Source organism: Francisella sp. 19S2-4, from assembly GCF_036281795.1.
In the GTDB taxonomy this organism is placed as follows: Bacteria; Pseudomonadota; Gammaproteobacteria; order Francisellales; family Francisellaceae; genus Francisella.
Window position 1 is genome coordinate 39,424 of sequence record NZ_JAWUZH010000007.1, and the last position, 18,666, is coordinate 58,089.

Below are 18,666 nucleotides of genomic sequence, written 5' to 3' on the forward strand. Positions count from 1 at the left end.
AATTCCTTTTAAATTTTATGTACTCTTATAATTTCAATATTTAATTTTTCTAACTTTCGTGAAAGCTCTCTTGTTGCTTTATCTAAAGTGTTTAGATCTATATCTTTTGTAAGCCCTAAAACTGATGGTTTACGTGAGTGACCAATTAGCGCTTTCAAATTTAGTCTTTCTTTTATCTTAATAATATTTTCTAGTAAATATTTAGCAGTATCAGTTTTTTTACCAAAGCCAAATCCAACATCAAAAAATATATTTTCTTTAGCTAAATTGTAATTTAATAAAATATTTTTCTTTTGTTCAATATATTTACAGATCTCATCTATAGCATTATCTCTATCAAGATATTGATTTCTATCTATTATTCCTAAATTATGTGTTATTACATACTTTTTGTTATATTTTGCAATTAATTTAGCTTTTTGCTCAATATTATTACACTCAACATCATTTATCATCCAGATAATATCATGATGCTTTTCTAAGATCTGCTGCATTACTTCTAATTTACGAGTATCTATACTAATTAAAGGCTTATATTTTAAATTTGTAAGATTTGATTTAATATATTCTAGAAATGTATCAAGTCTTTGAAACTCTTCATTTATTGATATTGGTTTAGCATCAGGTTTAGTTGATTCTGCCCCTATATCTATAATTTCAGCGCCATTGTCTATAAGTTCTTCTAAATTTAACTTACGTTTATCATTATCAAAATATCCATCTGAAAAAGATTGATCAGATAAGTTTACAATACCCATACGCATAGTATTTGAAAGAGATTGCTTCAGTTTTTCAATTGGATCAAGCTCTTTTAATCTTAGACTTAGGTCTATATCAATTTTTTTAGGGTGATGCCAATTTTTAGATAGCTCTAATAATGGAGCTAAGGCAAAATTACGATTGAGTAATTCTTTATGAGGAATTGAGAGGTTGTCAGCTTCTAGAATGAAATCTTCAGCAGCTAAAATATCTAAGTCAATAATTCTTGGCGACCAAATAGGAGCATTTAGATCTCTACCAATATTTTTCTCAATATTTTTTAATATAATTAAAAGCTCTTGTGGATTGAGGGTAGTGCTGATTTTTACAGCTGTATTTAAAAAAATAATATCCCAATCTTTAGGAGCTCCTTCTTTTAGTAAAGCTTTACTACTATATAAACTAGCTTTTCTTATAACTCTAATATTTGGTAATGCTTCTAGAGCATCTATTGCTAGATGAATGTTCTCAATAGTAAAACCTATATTTGTCCCAATTCCTATAATATATTGCATACTAGTTCCTAATAATAAAACTAGCTACTTTTATCTGTGAAACAGGTGGGGCTTTAATAAGTTTTAAATATTTAACTTTTACATCATTGTAACTATTTTGAATAAAAAGAAATATTTGTTTTGCTAAGTATTCGATAAGATTACAACTAATATTATCGCAGAAGCTCTGAATGTTGTTTCTTAAAGTGTAATAACAAATAGTTTCTTCTAAGTTATCAGTATTGCTAGCAGAATAGTTTTGATTGAATTCTAGTTCGATATCAAGCCTGATCATTTGTTTATAAGATCGCTCTTCTTCAGAACATCCTAGACTAACATAGATCTCAAGCTCATTTAAAAATAAAGATTGTTGCATTTGGTTAAAAGAATTAAATATAAAATTTTAATTTAATATATCATATTAGCAAGCACTTGAATAATTAATTACTCAAAAATGAGTCAACTTAAAAAATTTTTTGAAAATATTGAAAATCATCATAAAAGTAAAGGGCTTTTTTTTGGTGAAAATAAGTTTTTATATCAAGATCTTTTAAGCAAATCTTATGATTTAGCAAGATTGCTAGAATCTTATAGCTATAGAAAAGTTTTTTCTAATTTAAAAAACTCACCATTATCAATTACTCTATACATCGCTAGTTGGATAGCAGATATAGATTTTTTTGTTCCAATAAATCCTAGATTGGTTGATGCGGAGCTTGGAGGTATATTAGAAGAAAACTCGCTATTTATAACAGATAAATTGTGTCAATTAGAATTAAATGAATTAGAAATACTATATATTAAAGATGAAATAGAATTTCTTAAGAGTATACCTAAAACACAGAATTATAAGATGTTTGAAAAAGTAATAACAGCTCATATTAGTTCAGGAACTACAGGTTTTTACCAAAAGCACCAGCATAATATTAATCAAATTATAAAATATGCTCAAAATAGGGTTGATGATCTAGGTCTTAATCAAGATGATCATTTATTAATAGCTTTATCAATAAATCATGCATTTGCTTTTTCTTATCAGCTTTTACCAGCATTGATTATGGGATTAGATATTACAGTTATTCGAGAATTTAATCCTAAATTAGTAGCTAAAGTTATTAATGAATCTAATGTGACAGCTTTAGCTTTATTACCAACAATGTATTATTTCTTAGTTCAAGAATATATTAATAAAAATAATAAGTTACATTATTTAAGTGTTGCTGGAGATGTAGCATCCGAATCTTTAAATAATTTGGTTAAGACAAAACTAGGTATACCTTTATTAAATGGTATTGGTATGACAGAGGTCTTTGGATATGGACAAAATTTATCCGATAAAAATTCTAATACTATAAAAATTTTTAAAGATACTAAAGTAAGAATAGACAAATTTGTGAATAGTAATTATGGTAAGATTTTTATCAAAAACTATATACTTCCTTTGAATAATAAACAAGAATGGTTAGAAACTGGAGATATAGGTAGTTTTGATAGTCAAAAATATGAGCTTACTTTTTATGGTAGATATAAGGATATTATAATAAAAGGAGGCTCAAATATTTCACCTATAGAATTAGAGCAATCCATTTTAAAAATATCAGAGATTAAAAGCTGTGTTGTTGTAGGTAAATACGATAAAATATGGGGTGAAAGTATTTGGGCATATTTAGTTGCAGAGAAAGAGTATTCATTAGAATACATAAATAATAAACTTGCTAAATATTTATCACAATATAAGATGTTAGATGGCATTGTCTATATAGATAAGATTCCAATAACACCAACAGGTAAGACAGATAGAAAAAAACTGAAAGAACAGATAAATTATGAGTTCTAATATACCTAAGTTTGCTATATTTGAAGATACTTTAACTAGTAAAAAAAGTTATTATTTTTATAATCCTATTAAAGAAGTAGTAGCTTATGATAAAGAGTCTTTAGAGTTTGCTTTTTATGAGCTAGAAAACCTTCAACAACAAGGGTTATATTTAGCAGGCTACCTTAGTTACGAAGCAGGTTATTATTTAAAAGATGAGCTAAAACATTTACGTTCTCCTAATGATGGTAAATTACTTCATTTTGTAGCTTTTAAAACCTTTAGCCATAATATTATTACTAAGTCTCTCTGTATTGCTAAGCCTATTGATTTAATGATAGATAGTTTTAGTTATGAAGACTATTTGAGAGGATTCAAAAAAGTACAACAAGCTCTTACTGATGGTGAAAGCTATCAAATTAATTTAACTAAAAATATTTATGCTACTTCTGAGTTTGATGCCCAAGAATTGTATACTAGCCTAAAACAGAGCCAGTCAGTAAAATATGCAGCATACTTACCATTTTTAAATCCTGATATAGTTTCAATTTCTCCTGAACTTTTCTTTAAAAAAGAAGATAAGACAATCATAGTAAAGCCAATGAAAGGTACTGCTAGACTTAGTGGTAATGATCAAAAAGATTTAGAAATCTTTGAAGAGCTAAAATCTTGTGATAAAAATAAAGCTGAAAATTTAATAATCGTAGATTTATTAAGAAATGATTTATCAGGCATAGCAAATACTCATACAGTTAAGGTGGATAATCTTTTTTCAATAGAAAAGTATAAAAATCTTTTGCAAATGACTTCACAAATATCAGCTAAAGTTGATAAACAAATATCTTTTAGGAAAGTTTTAGATGGTTTATTTCCTTGTGGCTCTATAACTGGAGCTCCTAAAAAAAGAACTATGGAGTTAATAAAAGAAATAGAGAGACAAAAAAGAGGAGTTTATACAGGAAGCATTGGTTATATTTTACCCAATAATGATATGTGTTTTAATGTAGCTATTCGTACTATTCAAAAATATCAAAATAATCTGCAAATAGGTGTAGGTGGTGGAATAACTGTATATTCTGATGCAGAATCGGAATGGCATGAAATGGATACCAAGATAAGATTCATTAAAAGTATATATAAGCCAAGCTTTTCTTTGATTGAAAGTCTTTATTATTGTGATGGATTTAAATATTTAGATTTACATTTAGAACGTCTTGAAAAATCAGCTAAGCGATTCTTTTTTGATATAGATATAGAAGATATTAAAAAACAGTTAGAAATCTATTGTAAGAAATTAAACAAAAATAAAGAGTATAAAGTGCGTCTTGAATATAACTATGATAGATCTATAATAATTGAACATAGTCATATTGATACGAGTTTTATAGGTCCTGTTAAGCTGATAGTTTGTCCAGAGAAGATAAATTCTAAAAATAAATTATTTCAATATAAGACAACTCATGATTCTACGCGTGGTTTTTATACTCAAATGCATAATAAATATATTGCTACAAAAAAAAATTCTGAGCTTATATTTTTAAATGAAAATGACTATATTACAGAGACAAGATTTCATAATCTAGTTATAGAAAAAGATAAGCAGTTCTATACACCAAAACAAGATGATGGAGTCTTAGATGGAGTCGCTAGAAAATCTATGATAATTGAAAAAAATCTAAAGCCTAAAAGTTTGACTATAGATGACTTAAAATCTGCGGATTCGATATATCTTCTCAATAGTGTCAGAGGTTTGATACCAGCATATTTAGAGGTTTAATATGGTTTTATATATTGATCATTATGATTCATTTACAAATATTATTGTTGATTATATGACCTATCTTGGCTATGAAGTATGTGTTAAAAAGACAGATCAGGAAATAGATGATATCACAAAGTATAGCCATATTGTAATTGGCCCAGGACCTGGGCATCCTAATGAGTTAAAAGATAAATACTCAATTATTGAGTACTGTGAGCAAAATAATATACCTTTACTTGGTATATGCTTAGGTCATCAGCTAATAGCTCAATATTATGGTTCTAATATAATAAAGGCTAAACAGATATATCATGGTAAGACTTCTAGAGTTTTTCAAATAGAAGAGTCTAAGTTATATAAGAATGTTCCTGATAGCTTTAATGTCACGCGCTATCATTCACTAATAGTAGATAAGATTAAGAATCCATTAGTAACGATAGCTACAACTGAAGATAAAGAAATTATGGCTTTTAAGCATAAAAAAGCCAAAATATTTGGTGTGCAATATCATCCGGAAGCATATTTAACAGAGAATGGATTAGAGACCTTAAAGAATTTTTTAGAGATCTAAACTTTTCTTATTCTTTAAAAAAGTTATTCCAATAATAGTTAGTAATATAAAAAATATGCTTATTAGGGCTGCAAAATTAACAGAAAATATAATAATAAATCCACCAAATATACATACAATAGCATTTCCGAACATTGATAAAGAAGCACGTAAGCCTAGTATTTCTCCTTGCTTATCATCTGGTGCAATATCAGAAAGCATAACTAGTTGCAAATTATTAGCTGTACCAAATGCTAGTCCTAGAAGAGCAAACTATAAAATAACCAAATAAATATTATTAGAGATTAATAAAAGATAGCCTATGAGCATAATACTAAACATCAAATATAAATTTTTCTTTAATGAGAATCTTCTATTTAAGAATGAAGGAAGGTACAACACACTTATAGAAAGACTTATGCTATATATCGCTGTTAATATTGCAATAGTCATAGATTTCATGTCCCAATTATTTGCAAGTATAACGGGATAAAATTCATAATAAGTTAGAATAGATAATGATAAAAACGTACTACTAAATAGCAGTATTTTTATTGAATCGTTCCTGATAACGTTTGATAAATTTTTAATAATTCTAAATTCTTCAAATATATTTATTTTCTTTGAAGTTATTTTTGGCATACTCTCTGTAAGTTTATATTTCACTAATATCATTAATATAATTGATACAAAAGCTGCAAAAAGAAAAGGTGTAGCATAGTCAAACCAATACACTATATGATGATTACATAATACAGCACCTATAATGGGGCCAAGAACATAAGCTAAAGATGCCGTTGCTGATAATTTACCTAAGTCTTTTTGCTTATTTTTTGTTATATCAACAATAAATGCTTGAACTACAATATAATTAGCCTCAAAAGCTCCTGTTATGAATCTTGTTATAATCAACAAGAATACACTACCTTTAGATATTGCAATAAAAGATAAAAAATATCCAATAGCTGAAAAGATAAGTGTATTTATTAAAATTTTTTTACGTCCATATTTATCTGAAAATCTACCAATAATAGGTGCTCCTATAAATTGTCCTAGAGGATATACAGCTAGAGTAAAACCCAGTCCAATATTTAATATTTCTTGGGAGGCGTAAGGAAATAAACTATAATTATTAATAAATAAAGGCGCAAAAATAGCATAGGGCATTGAAGTACCAACAACACTAAAAAATATTATAAATAATAAAAAATATATCTGATTGTTAGTTTTATTTCTCATTTTAAAAAGGAACTGGATATTTTCTTCTTACTTCTTCTATATCTGCTAATACTTCTTGTGATAGCTCAAGATTAATAGCGCTAATATTTGTTTTTAATTGTTCCATTGATGTTGCGCCAATTATACTAGAACTCATATATGGTTTACGAATTGTAAATGCGATTGCCATTTGACATATATCTAAGTTATGTTTTTTAGCTATATTAATATAACTATTTATAACGCCATCTTTTACCTCAAGTCTATAAGCTAACATATCTTTTAAATTCTGATTAGAAAGGAATCTATCTGACATGCGTGAATCACTAGGGCGTTTATTATTCAGATATTTCCCTGATAATACTCCCATATTTAGAGGGGACCATGTTAGATATGAAATATTCTCAAGAGCACATATCTCCATAATATCAGTTTCATCTCTACGGCGTAATAAATTATATTCATTTTGAAGGCTTTAGATTCGTGGTAAATTATATTTTTCAGAAAGGTTTAAAAATTGATTTATTCCCCAAGCTGAATCATTTGATATTCCAATATGTTTAATTTTACCAGCTTTAATAAGCTCATCACATGTTTGTAGAGTCTCAAGAATATTTTCAATAATTTTAGGTTTATCAGAATTATCTTTAGTAGGCTCATAATTCCACCATAAATTAAAATGATAATGAGGTCTATTCGTAGGCCAATGAAATTGATATAAGTCGATATAATCTGTCTGTAGACGCCTTAAGCTATTATCAACAGCTTGAATAATATTGACTTTATTTGTTTCTGGATTAACTTCATTTCTAATATACGATACTGGAGAGAATTTCGTTGCAAGTATAACATCCTCTCTTTTTTTATATTTTGAAAACCAATTACCAATTATTTTTTCTGTCTTACCATAAGTTTCTGGAGTTCTAGGAAAAGCATACATTTCTGCAGTATCCCAAAAGTTTACACCTTGTGATAAAGCATAGTTCATTTGCTCAAAACCTTCTGACTGAGTATTTTGTTCTCCCCAAGTCATAGTTCCTAAGCATATTCTACTAATATTAATATCAGTTTTACTTAGCTTAATATATTTCATATCTAATGTTTTTTAAAAAAATAGATGAAAATTATAACAAATAATATTGCTAGTGAATAAGCGAATGGTTTTAAAAAAACTATTTTAGAATGGTACAGGATATTTTCTTCGAACTTTCTCAATATCAGCAAGTACTTCTTTTGATAAGTTTAGATTAATGGCATCAATATTTGTTTTTAATTGTTCCATTGATGTAGCACCAATTATACTAGAACTCATATATGGCTTTCTAATTGTGAATGCTATTGCCATTTGGCAGATATCTAAGTTATGTTTTTTAGCAACATTAATATATTCTGTTACTGCATCATCATTTGTATCAAATCTAAAACCATAACGATCTTCTTGGCCATCTAAAATTTCAGCTGACATTCTAGTGCCAGCAGGGCGTGCACCATTACGATACTTACCTGTTATAACTCCTTGCTCAAGAGGAGACCATGCTAAATAAGATATATCCTCTAAAGCACATGTTTCCATAACATCTGTTTCATCTCTGCGTCTATTAATATTATATTCATGTTGAATACTCTGAAGGCGAGGTAAGTTATGCTTTTCAGATAATTTAATAAATTGATTAATACCCCAAGCAGAATCATTTGATAAGCCTATATATTTAATTTTACCAGCTTTAACTAGCTCATCACATGTTAGAAGAATTTCATAGATATTTTCAACTATTTTATCTTTATTTTGTTGACCAGCTAAAGGTTCAAAGTCCCACCAATTACCAAAATGATAGTGAGGTCTATTTGTAGGCCAATGAAATTGATAGAGATCTATATAATCAGTTTGTAAGCGTTTTAAGCTATTGTTTACTGCATCAATAATATTAGCTTTATTTGTTGTTGGATTTTCTTCATTTCTTGCCCATGGCATAGGAGAAAATTTAGTAGCTAAAATTATTTCATTACGTTTATTTGTTGCTTTAAACCAATTTCCAATTATTTCTTCTGTTTTACCATATGTTTTAGCAGTTGGTGGGATTGCATACATCTCAGCAGTATCCCAAAAATTTATGCCTCGTGATAAAGCATAATCCATTTGTTCAAAACCTTCTGCTTGAGTATTTTGTCTACCCCAAGTCATAGTTCCTAAACATATTCTACTAATATCAATATCAGTTTTACCTAGTTTAGTATATTTCATAAGGACTTATAAAAATTTAATATTAGCAAAAGTATAACAAATATTTATAGAGTAGGATTCTAGTTTTTGAAAAATTATTATTTAAAAGTTATATTTTTAATATTTAAGTTATTATTATATTTTATATCCTCATTAGGGAATGCATCATAGTTTTTATGTGCCGCATGCAGTTTTGATATATCTAGCTTTTCAATAACAATATCCTCTTTATTAAAATTACCTTTTTTAAGGTAATTAAGAGCAAAGGCTTTATTTTGAGGAGATGTAAATAGTATTTGACTAACTCCATCAACACCTTGAGTATGTTGTCTATCGAAACCAGAAGCCATACCAACAACCATACCATAAGCAAAATTTTGTATTGATAACATTTTTACTGCAGTATGAACTCTATTTAGACCATAAAGATCATTTGTATATGATGGAACTATTATTATGTCAGGTTTTATTTTTGAAAGTTCTTGAGAGATATTAGGAAACTCACTTGTATAACATATCAAAATTGCAATTTTAACACCTTTATAATTTAAGACTAGAATATCTTTACCAAACTTTGTATAACCAACATTTCTTTCTTCAGGTGTTAGGTAAACTTTATCATTTTCTATTATTTGACCATTTGGTAAGCCTATTATAACAGTATTCGATATCTTGCCATTATCATCTTTTGCGATAGTTCCACCCACTAAAACAATATTAAACTTTTTAGATAATTTAGAGATCAAATTTTTAGTTTTTGAATAATAACTACTAAGCTCAACAATACTTTGTTTATTCCATGGTAAATCATTAATAAGATTTACAGAATCATCCTCTGGGAAAACAACTATTTCAGCACCTTGATTCTTAGCTTCCTTAGTCATTTGCTCAATATTTGTAGCAAATTGTTCGAAAGATTGTTGTTTAATAAGCATCTGAACAGCAGCAACATTTACTGTTTGAGAATATCCGAAACTCATAAATATTATAAGGAGTAGAAGATATCTTATATTTTTCATCATTTCATAAACCTTTTAAAAAATTACACAAATTATACTTTTAAAAAAATAAAGATGTAAATTTATTTTTATTTTAAAAAAGATATACTTACAGAGGAGTTATATAAAATTAAGGGGCTAACATGCAAAATTTTGAATATTATAATCCAGTAAGAATTTTCTTCGGTAAAGGTGAAATAGCTAAGCTATCTGATGCTATAAGTAAAGATAAAAAAATCTTGATGATATATGGTGGTGGGAGCATCAAGAAAAATGGTGTTTATCAGCAAGTAAAAGATGCTTTAGTAAATCATCATTTATATGAGTTTTCAGGAATTGAACCAAATCCAGAATATGAAACTTGTATGAAAGCAGTAGAATATATAAAAGAAAATAATATAGATTTTATATTAGCTGTTGGTGGAGGATCAGTAATAGATGCTACTAAATTTATTTCAGCAGCGGTCAAGTTTGATGGCCAACCATGGGATATCTTAGCAAAGGGTGCTGAAGTTAAAAATGCTGTCGATTTTGGTACAGTTTTAACTATTCCTGCGACAGGATCTGAGATGAATGCTGGAGCAGTTATTTCAAGAAGAGAAATAAATAAAAAGCTAGCTTTTATGAGTGAAAAAGTATTTCCTAAATTTTCAGTATTAGATCCTGAAGTTACTTATACTTTACCAGCTCGTCAAGTTGCAAATGGTGTAGTTGATGCATTTGTACACGTTATGGAACAATATCTAACATTTCCACAAAATGCTCCTTTACAAGATAGATTTGCTGAGGGAATATTACAAACTCTTATTGAAGAGGGCGATAAACTTATTGATAAACCTAATGACTATAATGTAAGAGCAAATATAATGTGGTCAGCAACTATGGCTCTTAATTCTTTAATTTCCCGAGGAGTTGCTATGGACTGGTCTACTCATATGATTGGTCATGAGTTGACAACTTTTTATGGTTTAGATCATGCTCAGACTCTTGCTATTATTCTACCAAGTGTTATGCAACATAAGAGAGATAAAAAAGGTGATAAAATAGCTCAATATGCTGAAAGGGTATGGGGTGTACCTAGATCTGTAAGAAAGGATGAAAAAATTGATATAGCTATAATTAAAACAGTAGAGTTTTTTGAAAGAATTGGAAACGCTACAAAATTAAGTTCTTATGATTTTGGTACTGAGCACTTTGATAAGATAATAAAAAGTCTTGAAACTAATGGAATGAATGCTTTAGGTGAGCATCAAGATATTACATTGGCAGATACTAGACAGATCTTAGAAATGAGTTTATAAAAAAATATTCTGTTCTTAAGTAGATGTTTTAATTAAAATACTTTTATCCTTTACCTTTTATAGATTATGTTTTACTGTGATTTCTAAATTTAGATTTGATAAATGTAACTTAAGATCTACTGATATTTTTTTATTAAAAATATCAGAAAACATGAGTCAGATAGATTTAGATATTATTCCAGATAATCAAGTCTTAGAAGTCAAAAAATATAAGTTTAAAATAGATCAAGATAAAAGATTATTAGCACGTAGTTTTTTGTATAATTATTTAAAATCTAAATATCAAATTAATAGTTTTGAACTAAAATATGGTCAGTATCAGAAGCCTGTATTAAAAGTTAATAATAGTATTGATTTTAGCGTCTCTTATTCTGAGGAATATATAATAGTTGCGATTAGTAATAAATATAATATTGGTGTAGATATTGAATTTATAGATACTAAAATTAACCATCAAGATTTGATTAATATAATAATGCATCCAGAGGAAATATCTTATTATAATCAACTGACTAATGAATTTGATAAATTAGATTTTTTCTTTGAAGTTTTTAATGCTAAAGAAGCCGTAATAAAAAGCTTGGGAATGGGTTTATATTTTAATGTTCAAAATATTAATATCTTAGATGTTCCTAGTTTTAGTAACTTTATAAATAAAGAGTATTTTCTAAATAGGAGGTTATTTGATCAATTAGATAATTATAAAACTAGTATATGTTTAGTTGAGAGATAATCGTTTAAGCTCTAATACATGCAACTTTTCGTGTATCAGAAACTTTTGTAACACTAGGTTTTAATGTAGCACACTCTGATACTGCTATAGGGCAACGTGTCCTAAAAACACAACCTGATGGTGGATTTATTGGTGACGGTAAATCTCCCTCAAGAATTTGGATTTTCTTATTACGTTCTAAATCAGGGTCTGGAAGAGGTACTGCTGATAATAAAGCCTTAGTATATGGGTGCTGAGGATTATCACAAAGAGATTTTGATTCGCCAACTTCCATTACATTTCCTAGATACATTACCATTATTCTATCTGAAATATGCTTAACTACACTTAGATTATGAGCGATAAATAATATAGTCAAATTAAGAGTCTTTTGTAAATCTTTTAATAGATTTACTATTTGTGCTTGGATTGAAACATCTAGTGCACTAACAGGTTCATCACAAACAAGAATAGTTGGTTTTAAAATTAAAGCTCTAGCTATACCAACACGTTGACATTGTCCTCCAGAGAATTGATGAGGGTAGCGATTGACATGCTTAGGTGATAAACCTACCAACTTCATAATCTCTTCAACTTTTTTGAGTCTTTCTTTTGATGATAGATTTGGCTCATGTACTCTTAAAGGTTCTGCTATGATATTACCAATAGTTATTCTTGGGTTTAATGATGCAAATGGATCTTGGAAAACCATTTGAATATCTTTTCTCACAGGTTGCCATTCTTTTTTTGTTTTAAGAGCTGTTAGGTCTTTTCCAGCCCAAACAACTTTACCTTCTGTAGCATTTACAAGTCCTACAATAGCTCTAATTAGAGTTGATTTGCCACATCCTGATTCACCAACAATACCTAGTGTTTCACCTTTTACTACATCAAAGGAAACGCCATCTACGGCCTTAACATACTTAGTTTCTTTCCATGGCCAGGCTTTTTTAAGAGGAAAATGTATTTTTAAGTCACTAATGTTTAATAAAAAATCCTGAGTCATTATTTATTAACCTCTCTTATAATATTTTTACTATTAAAGCATGCTACTAAATGCTTATTATTAGTTCCCATATTCTCAAGTATAGGAGCTTTTCGTATACAGTTATCTGTTACATAAGAGCATCTTGGTGAAAATGCACAACCTTTAGGTAAATGTGATAAATCAGGTGGTTCACCTGGTATTGCTTGTAGTTGTGATTTTGGTAAATCCACACGAGGGGTCGCAGCCATTAATCCTGTAGTATAAGGGTGATAGTGATTATTAAATAAGCTATTGATATTAGCAGATTCTACTAGAGAACCTCCATACATAACCATAACTCTATCACATGCTCCAGCAACTACGCCAATATCATGAGTAATTAAAATAGTAGCCATTTGAAACTCTTTTTGAAGGCCATTAAGTAACTTTAAAATCTGTGCTTGAACAGTCACATCTAAAGCCGTCGTAGGTTCATCAGCTATTAAGAGTTTAGGCTTACACATCAGTGCCATAGCAATCATTACACGTTGACGCATTCCTCCTGAAAACTCATGAGGATATAGCTTAATTCTATTTTTAGCATCAGGAATATGTACAGCATCTAGCATTTCAATAGCATGTTTACGAGCTTCAGCTTTTGAACAATTTTTATGAATCATCATAGTTTCACAAAGCTGTGCTTCTACATTTATATATGGGTTTAATGAAGTCATAGGATCTTGGAAAATCATCGAGATATCATTTCCACGAATCTGATTTAGAGCTTTAGTTTTCATACCAACAAGCTCTTGATCATTTAGTTTCACAGAACCTGTAATAATTGCATTAGGAGCTGATAACCCCATAAGAGCTAAAACTGTTTGGCTTTTTCCAGAGCCTGATTCACCAACTATTCCTAATGTTTCACTTTCATCAAGCGTAAAGCTAATATTATTAACCGCACTTATTAAATCATCATTAGTTTTGAATTTTACATTTAAATCTTTAACTTCTAATAATGACATAAATCCTCCTTAACGATGTTCACGTGGGTCTAAGGCATCTCTTAAGCCATTACCTATAAAATTAAAACATAATAGTGTTACTGTTAAAAATATTGAAGGAATAACTAAAATCCACCAATAATTGAAAGTTATCACAGCAACACCATCACTAATTAAACCACCCCAGTCAGTCATAGGGGGCTGTACACCTAAGCCTAGGAAACTTAAAAATGCAGCTGTCATAATAACTATCGGAACAGTTAGGGTGATATATACAGCTATAATACCTATTAGGTTTCTGACAATATGACGAGTAATAATCGTTCTTTCCTTAACACCACAAACATATGCAGCCTCAATAAACTCTTTACTCTTAAGTCCTAAAGTTTGACCTCTAACAACCCTTGCCATATCTAGCCAACTTACGGCGCCAATAGCAACAAAGACTAGAACAAAGTCTCTACCAAAAATAGTGACTAACAATATCGCGAAAAACATAAATGGTAGGCCATATAATATGTCTACTATACGCATTAAAAAACTATCAATCTTACCTCCAAAGAAGCCAGCTGTAGCACCAACAAGTGTACCTATTATTACACTTACAAGAGTTGCTACAAATCCTATTTCTAAAGTTATTCTCCCACCTACCATTACACGAGTGAAAACATCACGACCTAGATCATCTGTACCAAACCAATGTACAGCACTAGGACCTTGATCTACTTGAAGTAAGTTCTGATCTGCATAACTATATGGCGAAAACCAAGGCAGTATAATTACAGCTAAAACTATTAATACTAATATTACTAAGCTAATCATTGCTGTTTTATTTTTCTTGAAGCGTAACCAAGCATCATGATAAAGGCTACGTCCTTTAAAGGCTTCATCATGAGATTGCTCTACAATATTTGTTAAAAAATCAGCATTTTTCTTTTTTTGATTTAATGTAAAACTTTGAGTCATAAATCTACCTCCTAATATCTAATTTTTGGATCTAAAAAGGCGTAGATAATATCAACGACTAGATTAAAAAGAATCACTAAAACGCTATACACAATAGTCAAAGCAAGTACAAGGTTATAGTCACGATTTGTCGCTCCTTGAACTACCTGAACACCAATTCCTGGAATAGTGTATACCGTCTCAACAACTACTGAACCTGTTAAAATCCCAGCAATAGCAGGCCCTAAAAAAGATACCACTGGCATCAATGATGGCTTTAGAGCATGTTTCCAAATAATACGAGGCATAGATAAGCCTTTAGCCTTAGCTGTACGAATAAAAGGAGAACTAATTATTTCAATTAAGCTACTACGTGTAATTTGTGTAATAATAGCAATGTATGGTATGGCTAATACAGTTACAGGAAGAATCATATCATTCCACGTACCCCAACCACCAGATGGGAACCATCCTAATATTACAGAAAATATTAATACTGCTATAGGAGCCGTTACTACTACAGGAGTAGAAATGAATAACATTGCAATAATAGTAATAATATGATCAATAAAATTAACTTTTGTATTACGGCTTATCGCTGAAAATATACCAAATATAACGCCAAAAATCGTTGCAATAATAATACTAAAAATACCTAATTGAACAGAAACCCAAAATCCTCCTTGACCACCATCAGGAAATACAAGGTTATTTATAGATTGGCCTTGATATTTAAAAGAATATCCTAAATTACCGTGAAGTAAACCATCAAGATAATAGAAAAATTGTTGCCATAATGGTAAATCTAAATGATATTGATGATGTAGTTGCTTTAATACTTCAGGCGATAATGCTCTATCAGATGCAAAAGGATCTCCTGGAGTCATATGAACCATTAAAAAACTAATTAAAATAACTATAAAAAGGGTAGGGATAGCTCCCATTAACCTTCTTAGAATATAACTAAACATTTACTTTCCTTATTATCAAATCTATTTCTTATAGTTAAATGAGAACCACTTATCATATATATAATCTTGATGGTTAGTTTCCATTTGATAATTTTTTACATATGGTTTGACAAGATGCACAATAGCATTTGAGTATAACGGAATAATTGGATAATCATTCATACCAATCTCTGCTGCTTTTGTATAATAAGGTTGTGCCGCTTTAGCTGTTGGTTGTTGCTCAGCTTGATTCATAACTTTATCATATTCAGGATTACAATAACCTGGATTATTTTGTGGGTTATTACATGTCCACATATCCAAGAAATTATCAATCGTATTAAAGTCAGCTATCCAACCATCTCTAGCTACACCTTGATAATCATGAGCTTGTCTTACTTTAAGGAAAACTTTGAACTCAGAGTTTGCTTCTGTACTTTCTACTCCTAAAGTTTGTTTCCACATTTGGGCAATTGCTTCCATTACTTTCTTGTGTACAGAATCAGTATTATATTGTATAGAGATTTTTAATGGATGCTCTTTTGAATAGCCTGCTTCCTTATAAAGTTTCTGAGCTAGAGCAATACGCTTTTCCATTGGCCAATCTTTCCACTTGTATGTAACATCTTTATAACGCCCATTTTCAATACTAGTAGGAAATAAACTATAAAGTGGAATATCACCTTCTTTGGTAACATATTTTGTAATATCTCTCCTATTAATTACTAAAGATAGAGCTTCTCGTAATTTCACATTATCTTTGAACGGTGCTTTCTCTAGGTTAAAATCTAAATACTCCATATCTAACCATTGAGTAGTTTTAAGCTGGCCTGGGAATTTTTTCTTAATTTCCCCAAGATTACTTGATGGAACATACATCACAAAATCAGCTCTACCTGCAGCATATGCATTATATGCAGATGTTCTATCTACGATTGGTAAAAATTCAACATTTTTTATATGAACATTTTTAGCATCCCAATAGTATGGGTTTTTCGTTACTGTAATATGTCCATTTGGTATCCATTCTTTTAAGTAGTATGCTCCGTTTGAAATATAGTTTCCTGGTTGGAAGAAAGCTTCACCATATTTTTCAACACCTGGCTTATAAGCTGGATATGATATTGGATCAGCCATAATGCTTAGGAAAAAATAAACTGGATGTGATAGTGTAATCTGTAAAGTATTTGGATCTAGTGCTTTAACACCTAATGATGAAACAGGCTTTTTACCATCCATAATAGCTTGAGCATTTTCAATAGGAGCAAGTTTATAGCTCATTTCAGAAGCATTTTTAGGAGTGACATTACGTTGGAATGAATAGACAAAATCATCAGCTGTTACAGGCTGACCATTTGACCATTTAGCATCTTTACGCAGATAGAAAGTATAAACTAAATTATTATCAGAAACTTTCCATGATTTAGCAACTCCTGGGACTGGAGTATTTGATTGATTTAACGCTAGAAGACCTTCACCTATATCAAATAATATATTTGATGCTACATTAGTTTGCGCATGCATTGGATCTAATGAATCAGGCTCAGAACCATTAGCTCTAACAAAAGTATCTTTATTAGCAGGAGCGTAAATACTTGCTGTTGAGGAGTCTGTATTCTTGTTGCTAGAATCGCAACTTACTAGAGTCATTGATAGTAGTCCTGTTGCTATCATTAAAGATAATGTTTTTTTGTATTGCATATTCAATCCTTTTGGTTTAGTATAGTGACAAGATTATGTTTTTAATAATCATTATCATTTACTATTGATTTTAAAATAGCTGTCCCTGAGAACATCACTTAATATTTTTATCACATTAATAACAATACAAGCAATTTGTTTACAGCAAAGATTAAAAAATATATTAAATTTAGATTAATAACAATTTTAAATATGTATTTATTCAAAAAAATACATATTTTATAAATAAAAAATTAAAGTTTTGAATAATTATTTATAAGTGTAAATAATATCTTTTAAGATTTGATAAAATTTAGAATGAAGTTAAATGTTTTTAAAATTTATTTAGTTGAAGTATCAATAGGTTTTCCATTAATTGCTATTACAGGTCCAGGCTCTAAAGGAAGTTTTTTGATAGCATTATCATCTTGACAACCGATTAGGTTAAGTTTTCTTAAATCATTAAATGATGAAGTAGGGCAACCATCTTTAATTTTGCTAGGAAGACAATAACCTTTCCAAGTTCCAAAATCATGAGTCTCTAAGCATTTTTTATACTCTGGAACAGATAGATATTTTGGCGTATATGTTCCAGGATTTGTACCTACCATTTTAGGTGTATTTTGAGTAGTAGTTTTATTTGTATAACAGCTAGTTATTAATGTTGATAAAGTCAAAAGTGAAGCTGTGGCAAATGATATCTTTATTAATTTTCTCATATTTATCCTTTCTTTGTTATGAATCAAAAGTAACTATTATGAATAATAATTAGAGGGTTTTCTCTTTACAATAGTTTTAAACGAGATAGTTTAAAATAGTTATATGATTGATAATTTAAAATCTAATTGTCATTTTTAGAAATATTTTTAGCTTATCCTAATCTAGAATATTTTATTTATGATTATTTCTTAGTTTATTTATAAATCAGAAAGTATTTATAAAATAAATATTTTTGATATTAAAATTTTTGAAGTTTTAAAACACAGATAAGACTTTTGCCATCAAACTTTATAGGAAAAATATATAAAAAATATTAAGGGCTGTCCTAGATAAATTTACTTTAAACTCTCTCTAACCCAGTGTCTAATTAGCTTTAGCTGTTCCTTAGAATCACTGTGATTAAATCTCCACTCACATTCCTTCAAAAACAAGTAAAAATGGCCTCTAGGAATACCATTAAATTTTCTCAAATGTCTCTTAGCTTGATTCCAGAAGTTCTCTATACCGTTTATATGATTATGCTTCTTTGCAAACAGCTTACTATGGTTAATTCTATAATGTTTAAACTC

18 protein-coding genes and 1 pseudogene are annotated in these 18,666 nt (G+C 29.2%); 6 read left to right on the forward strand and 13 right to left on the reverse strand.

Annotated features, from left to right (window positions below):
* Window positions 1–8 precede the first annotated feature (8 nt).
* Complete coding sequence (folP, locus tag R8535_RS02860; protein ID WP_329496352.1) at window positions 9–1,274, reverse strand: dihydropteroate synthase; 1,266 nt, start codon at window positions 1,272–1,274, stop codon at window positions 9–11.
* A gap of 1 nt (window position 1,275) precedes the next feature.
* Complete coding sequence (locus R8535_RS02865) at window positions 1,276–1,629, reverse strand: dihydroneopterin aldolase (protein ID WP_329496350.1); 354 nt, start codon at window positions 1,627–1,629, stop codon at window positions 1,276–1,278.
* A 78-nt stretch (window positions 1,630–1,707) separates the two neighbouring features.
* Here R8535_RS02865 and R8535_RS02870 point away from each other — a divergent pair, with 78 nt between their 5' ends.
* From R8535_RS02870 to R8535_RS02885, 4 genes are read left to right on the forward strand one after another with little or no spacing between them, the layout of a single operon-like run.
* Complete coding sequence (locus R8535_RS02870) at window positions 1,708–3,090, forward strand: class I adenylate-forming enzyme family protein (protein ID WP_329496349.1); 1,383 nt, start codon at window positions 1,708–1,710, stop codon at window positions 3,088–3,090.
* The gene (gene pabB / locus R8535_RS02875) at window positions 3,080–4,846 is read left to right on the forward strand and encodes an aminodeoxychorismate synthase component I (RefSeq protein ID WP_329496347.1); all 1,767 of its coding nucleotides are present in this window, start codon (window positions 3,080–3,082) and stop codon (window positions 4,844–4,846) included. Before R8535_RS02870 ends, pabB begins: the two co-directional genes overlap by 11 nt.
* A 1-nt stretch (window position 4,847) precedes the next feature.
* On the forward strand, window positions 4,848–5,402 hold the full coding sequence (locus R8535_RS02880; protein ID WP_329496345.1) for an anthranilate synthase component II: 555 nt from the start codon (window positions 4,848–4,850) through the stop codon (window positions 5,400–5,402).
* 55 nt (window positions 5,403–5,457) lie between these two features.
* Window positions 5,458–5,673, forward strand: a complete 216-nt coding sequence (locus R8535_RS02885; RefSeq protein ID WP_329496344.1) for a hypothetical protein — start codon at window positions 5,458–5,460, stop codon at window positions 5,671–5,673.
* Here the strand turns inward: R8535_RS02885 and R8535_RS02890 are convergent.
* The 4 genes and pseudogenes from R8535_RS02890 to R8535_RS02905 form a co-directional block, all read right to left on the reverse strand.
* Window positions 5,655–6,620, reverse strand: coding sequence for an MFS transporter (locus R8535_RS02890; protein WP_329496342.1), 966 nt, complete (start codon window positions 6,618–6,620; stop codon window positions 5,655–5,657). The genes R8535_RS02885 and R8535_RS02890 overlap by 19 nt on opposite strands.
* 1 nt (window position 6,621) lies before the next feature.
* Window positions 6,622–7,692: pseudogene (locus tag R8535_RS02895) on the reverse strand (aldo/keto reductase).
* An 84-nt stretch (window positions 7,693–7,776) separates the two neighbouring features.
* Window positions 7,777–8,841, reverse strand: coding sequence for an aldo/keto reductase (locus R8535_RS02900; protein ID WP_329496340.1), 1,065 nt, complete (start codon window positions 8,839–8,841; stop codon window positions 7,777–7,779).
* Between the two features lie 77 nt (window positions 8,842–8,918).
* Window positions 8,919–9,842, reverse strand: a complete 924-nt coding sequence (locus R8535_RS02905) for a nitrilase-related carbon-nitrogen hydrolase (protein ID WP_329496338.1) — start codon at window positions 9,840–9,842, stop codon at window positions 8,919–8,921.
* 119 nt (window positions 9,843–9,961) lie between these two features.
* On the opposite strand from R8535_RS02905, the gene R8535_RS02910 reads away from it, so the two are divergent.
* Window positions 9,962–11,119 (forward strand): iron-containing alcohol dehydrogenase, encoded by a 1,158-nt coding sequence (locus tag R8535_RS02910; protein ID WP_329496336.1) that lies wholly within the window; start codon window positions 9,962–9,964, stop codon window positions 11,117–11,119.
* Window positions 11,120–11,270: 151 nt separating this feature from the next.
* Window positions 11,271–11,852 carry a 4'-phosphopantetheinyl transferase family protein gene (locus R8535_RS02915; RefSeq protein ID WP_329496334.1) on the forward strand — a complete coding sequence of 194 codons (582 nt, stop codon included), beginning with the start codon at window positions 11,271–11,273 and terminating at the stop codon, window positions 11,850–11,852.
* 4 nt (window positions 11,853–11,856) lie between these two features.
* On the opposite strand, the gene R8535_RS02920 is transcribed toward R8535_RS02915, so the two are convergent.
* From R8535_RS02920 to R8535_RS02950, 7 genes are all read right to left on the reverse strand, one after another.
* Complete coding sequence (locus R8535_RS02920; protein WP_329496332.1) at window positions 11,857–12,837, reverse strand: ABC transporter ATP-binding protein; 981 nt, start codon at window positions 12,835–12,837, stop codon at window positions 11,857–11,859.
* Window positions 12,837–13,823, reverse strand: a complete 987-nt coding sequence (locus tag R8535_RS02925; protein ID WP_329496330.1) for an ABC transporter ATP-binding protein — start codon at window positions 13,821–13,823, stop codon at window positions 12,837–12,839. The genes R8535_RS02920 and R8535_RS02925 overlap by 1 nt, the downstream gene beginning before the upstream one ends.
* A 9-nt stretch (window positions 13,824–13,832) precedes the next feature.
* Entirely contained in the window at window positions 13,833–14,768 is a 936-nt protein-coding gene (locus tag R8535_RS02930) for an ABC transporter permease (RefSeq protein ID WP_329496329.1), read from the reverse strand.
* Between the two features lie 11 nt (window positions 14,769–14,779).
* Complete coding sequence (locus R8535_RS02935) at window positions 14,780–15,718, reverse strand: ABC transporter permease (RefSeq protein ID WP_329496326.1); 939 nt, start codon at window positions 15,716–15,718, stop codon at window positions 14,780–14,782.
* Between the two features lie 21 nt (window positions 15,719–15,739).
* A complete protein-coding gene (locus R8535_RS02940) occupies window positions 15,740–17,398 on the reverse strand; it encodes a peptide ABC transporter substrate-binding protein (RefSeq protein WP_329496324.1) in 1,659 nt (552 codons plus the stop codon).
* A gap of 320 nt (window positions 17,399–17,718) precedes the next feature.
* Window positions 17,719–18,096, reverse strand: a complete 378-nt coding sequence (locus R8535_RS02945; RefSeq protein WP_329496322.1) for a hypothetical protein — start codon at window positions 18,094–18,096, stop codon at window positions 17,719–17,721.
* Window positions 18,097–18,432: 336 nt separating this feature from the next.
* Window positions 18,433–18,666, reverse strand: a 234-nt coding sequence (locus R8535_RS02950; RefSeq protein ID WP_329496321.1) for a transposase, incomplete at its 5' end; no start/stop codon positions are given.

Excerpts from the sequence above, each read along its gene's own strand:
- R8535_RS02945 (WP_329496322.1), bottom strand. The coding sequence starts at position 18,096 with ATGAGAAAATTAATAAAGATATCATTTGCCACAGCTTCACTTTTGACT.
- pabB (WP_329496347.1), top strand. The coding sequence starts at position 3,080 with ATGAGTTCTAATATACCTAAGTTTGCTATATTTGAAGATACTTTAACT.
- R8535_RS02885 (WP_329496344.1), top strand. The coding sequence starts at position 5,458 with ATGCTTATTAGGGCTGCAAAATTAACAGAAAATATAATAATAAATCCA.
- R8535_RS02910 (WP_329496336.1), top strand. The coding sequence starts at position 9,962 with ATGCAAAATTTTGAATATTATAATCCAGTAAGAATTTTCTTCGGTAAA.
- R8535_RS02890 (WP_329496342.1), bottom strand. The coding sequence starts at position 6,620 with ATGAGAAATAAAACTAACAATCAGATATATTTTTTATTATTTATAATA.
- R8535_RS02880 (WP_329496345.1), top strand. The coding sequence starts at position 4,848 with ATGGTTTTATATATTGATCATTATGATTCATTTACAAATATTATTGTT.
- folP (WP_329496352.1), bottom strand. The coding sequence starts at position 1,274 with ATGCAATATATTATAGGAATTGGGACAAATATAGGTTTTACTATTGAG.
- R8535_RS02870 (WP_329496349.1), top strand. The coding sequence starts at position 1,708 with ATGAGTCAACTTAAAAAATTTTTTGAAAATATTGAAAATCATCATAAA.
- R8535_RS02925 (WP_329496330.1), bottom strand. The coding sequence starts at position 13,823 with ATGTCATTATTAGAAGTTAAAGATTTAAATGTAAAATTCAAAACTAAT.
- R8535_RS02920 (WP_329496332.1), bottom strand. The coding sequence starts at position 12,837 with ATGACTCAGGATTTTTTATTAAACATTAGTGACTTAAAAATACATTTT.
- R8535_RS02930 (WP_329496329.1), bottom strand. The coding sequence starts at position 14,768 with ATGACTCAAAGTTTTACATTAAATCAAAAAAAGAAAAATGCTGATTTT.
- R8535_RS02940 (WP_329496324.1), bottom strand. The coding sequence starts at position 17,398 with ATGCAATACAAAAAAACATTATCTTTAATGATAGCAACAGGACTACTA.
- R8535_RS02935 (WP_329496326.1), bottom strand. The coding sequence starts at position 15,718 with ATGTTTAGTTATATTCTAAGAAGGTTAATGGGAGCTATCCCTACCCTT.
- R8535_RS02905 (WP_329496338.1), bottom strand. The coding sequence starts at position 9,842 with ATGATGAAAAATATAAGATATCTTCTACTCCTTATAATATTTATGAGT.
- R8535_RS02900 (WP_329496340.1), bottom strand. The coding sequence starts at position 8,841 with ATGAAATATACTAAACTAGGTAAAACTGATATTGATATTAGTAGAATA.
- R8535_RS02915 (WP_329496334.1), top strand. The coding sequence starts at position 11,271 with ATGAGTCAGATAGATTTAGATATTATTCCAGATAATCAAGTCTTAGAA.
- R8535_RS02865 (WP_329496350.1), bottom strand. The coding sequence starts at position 1,629 with ATGCAACAATCTTTATTTTTAAATGAGCTTGAGATCTATGTTAGTCTA.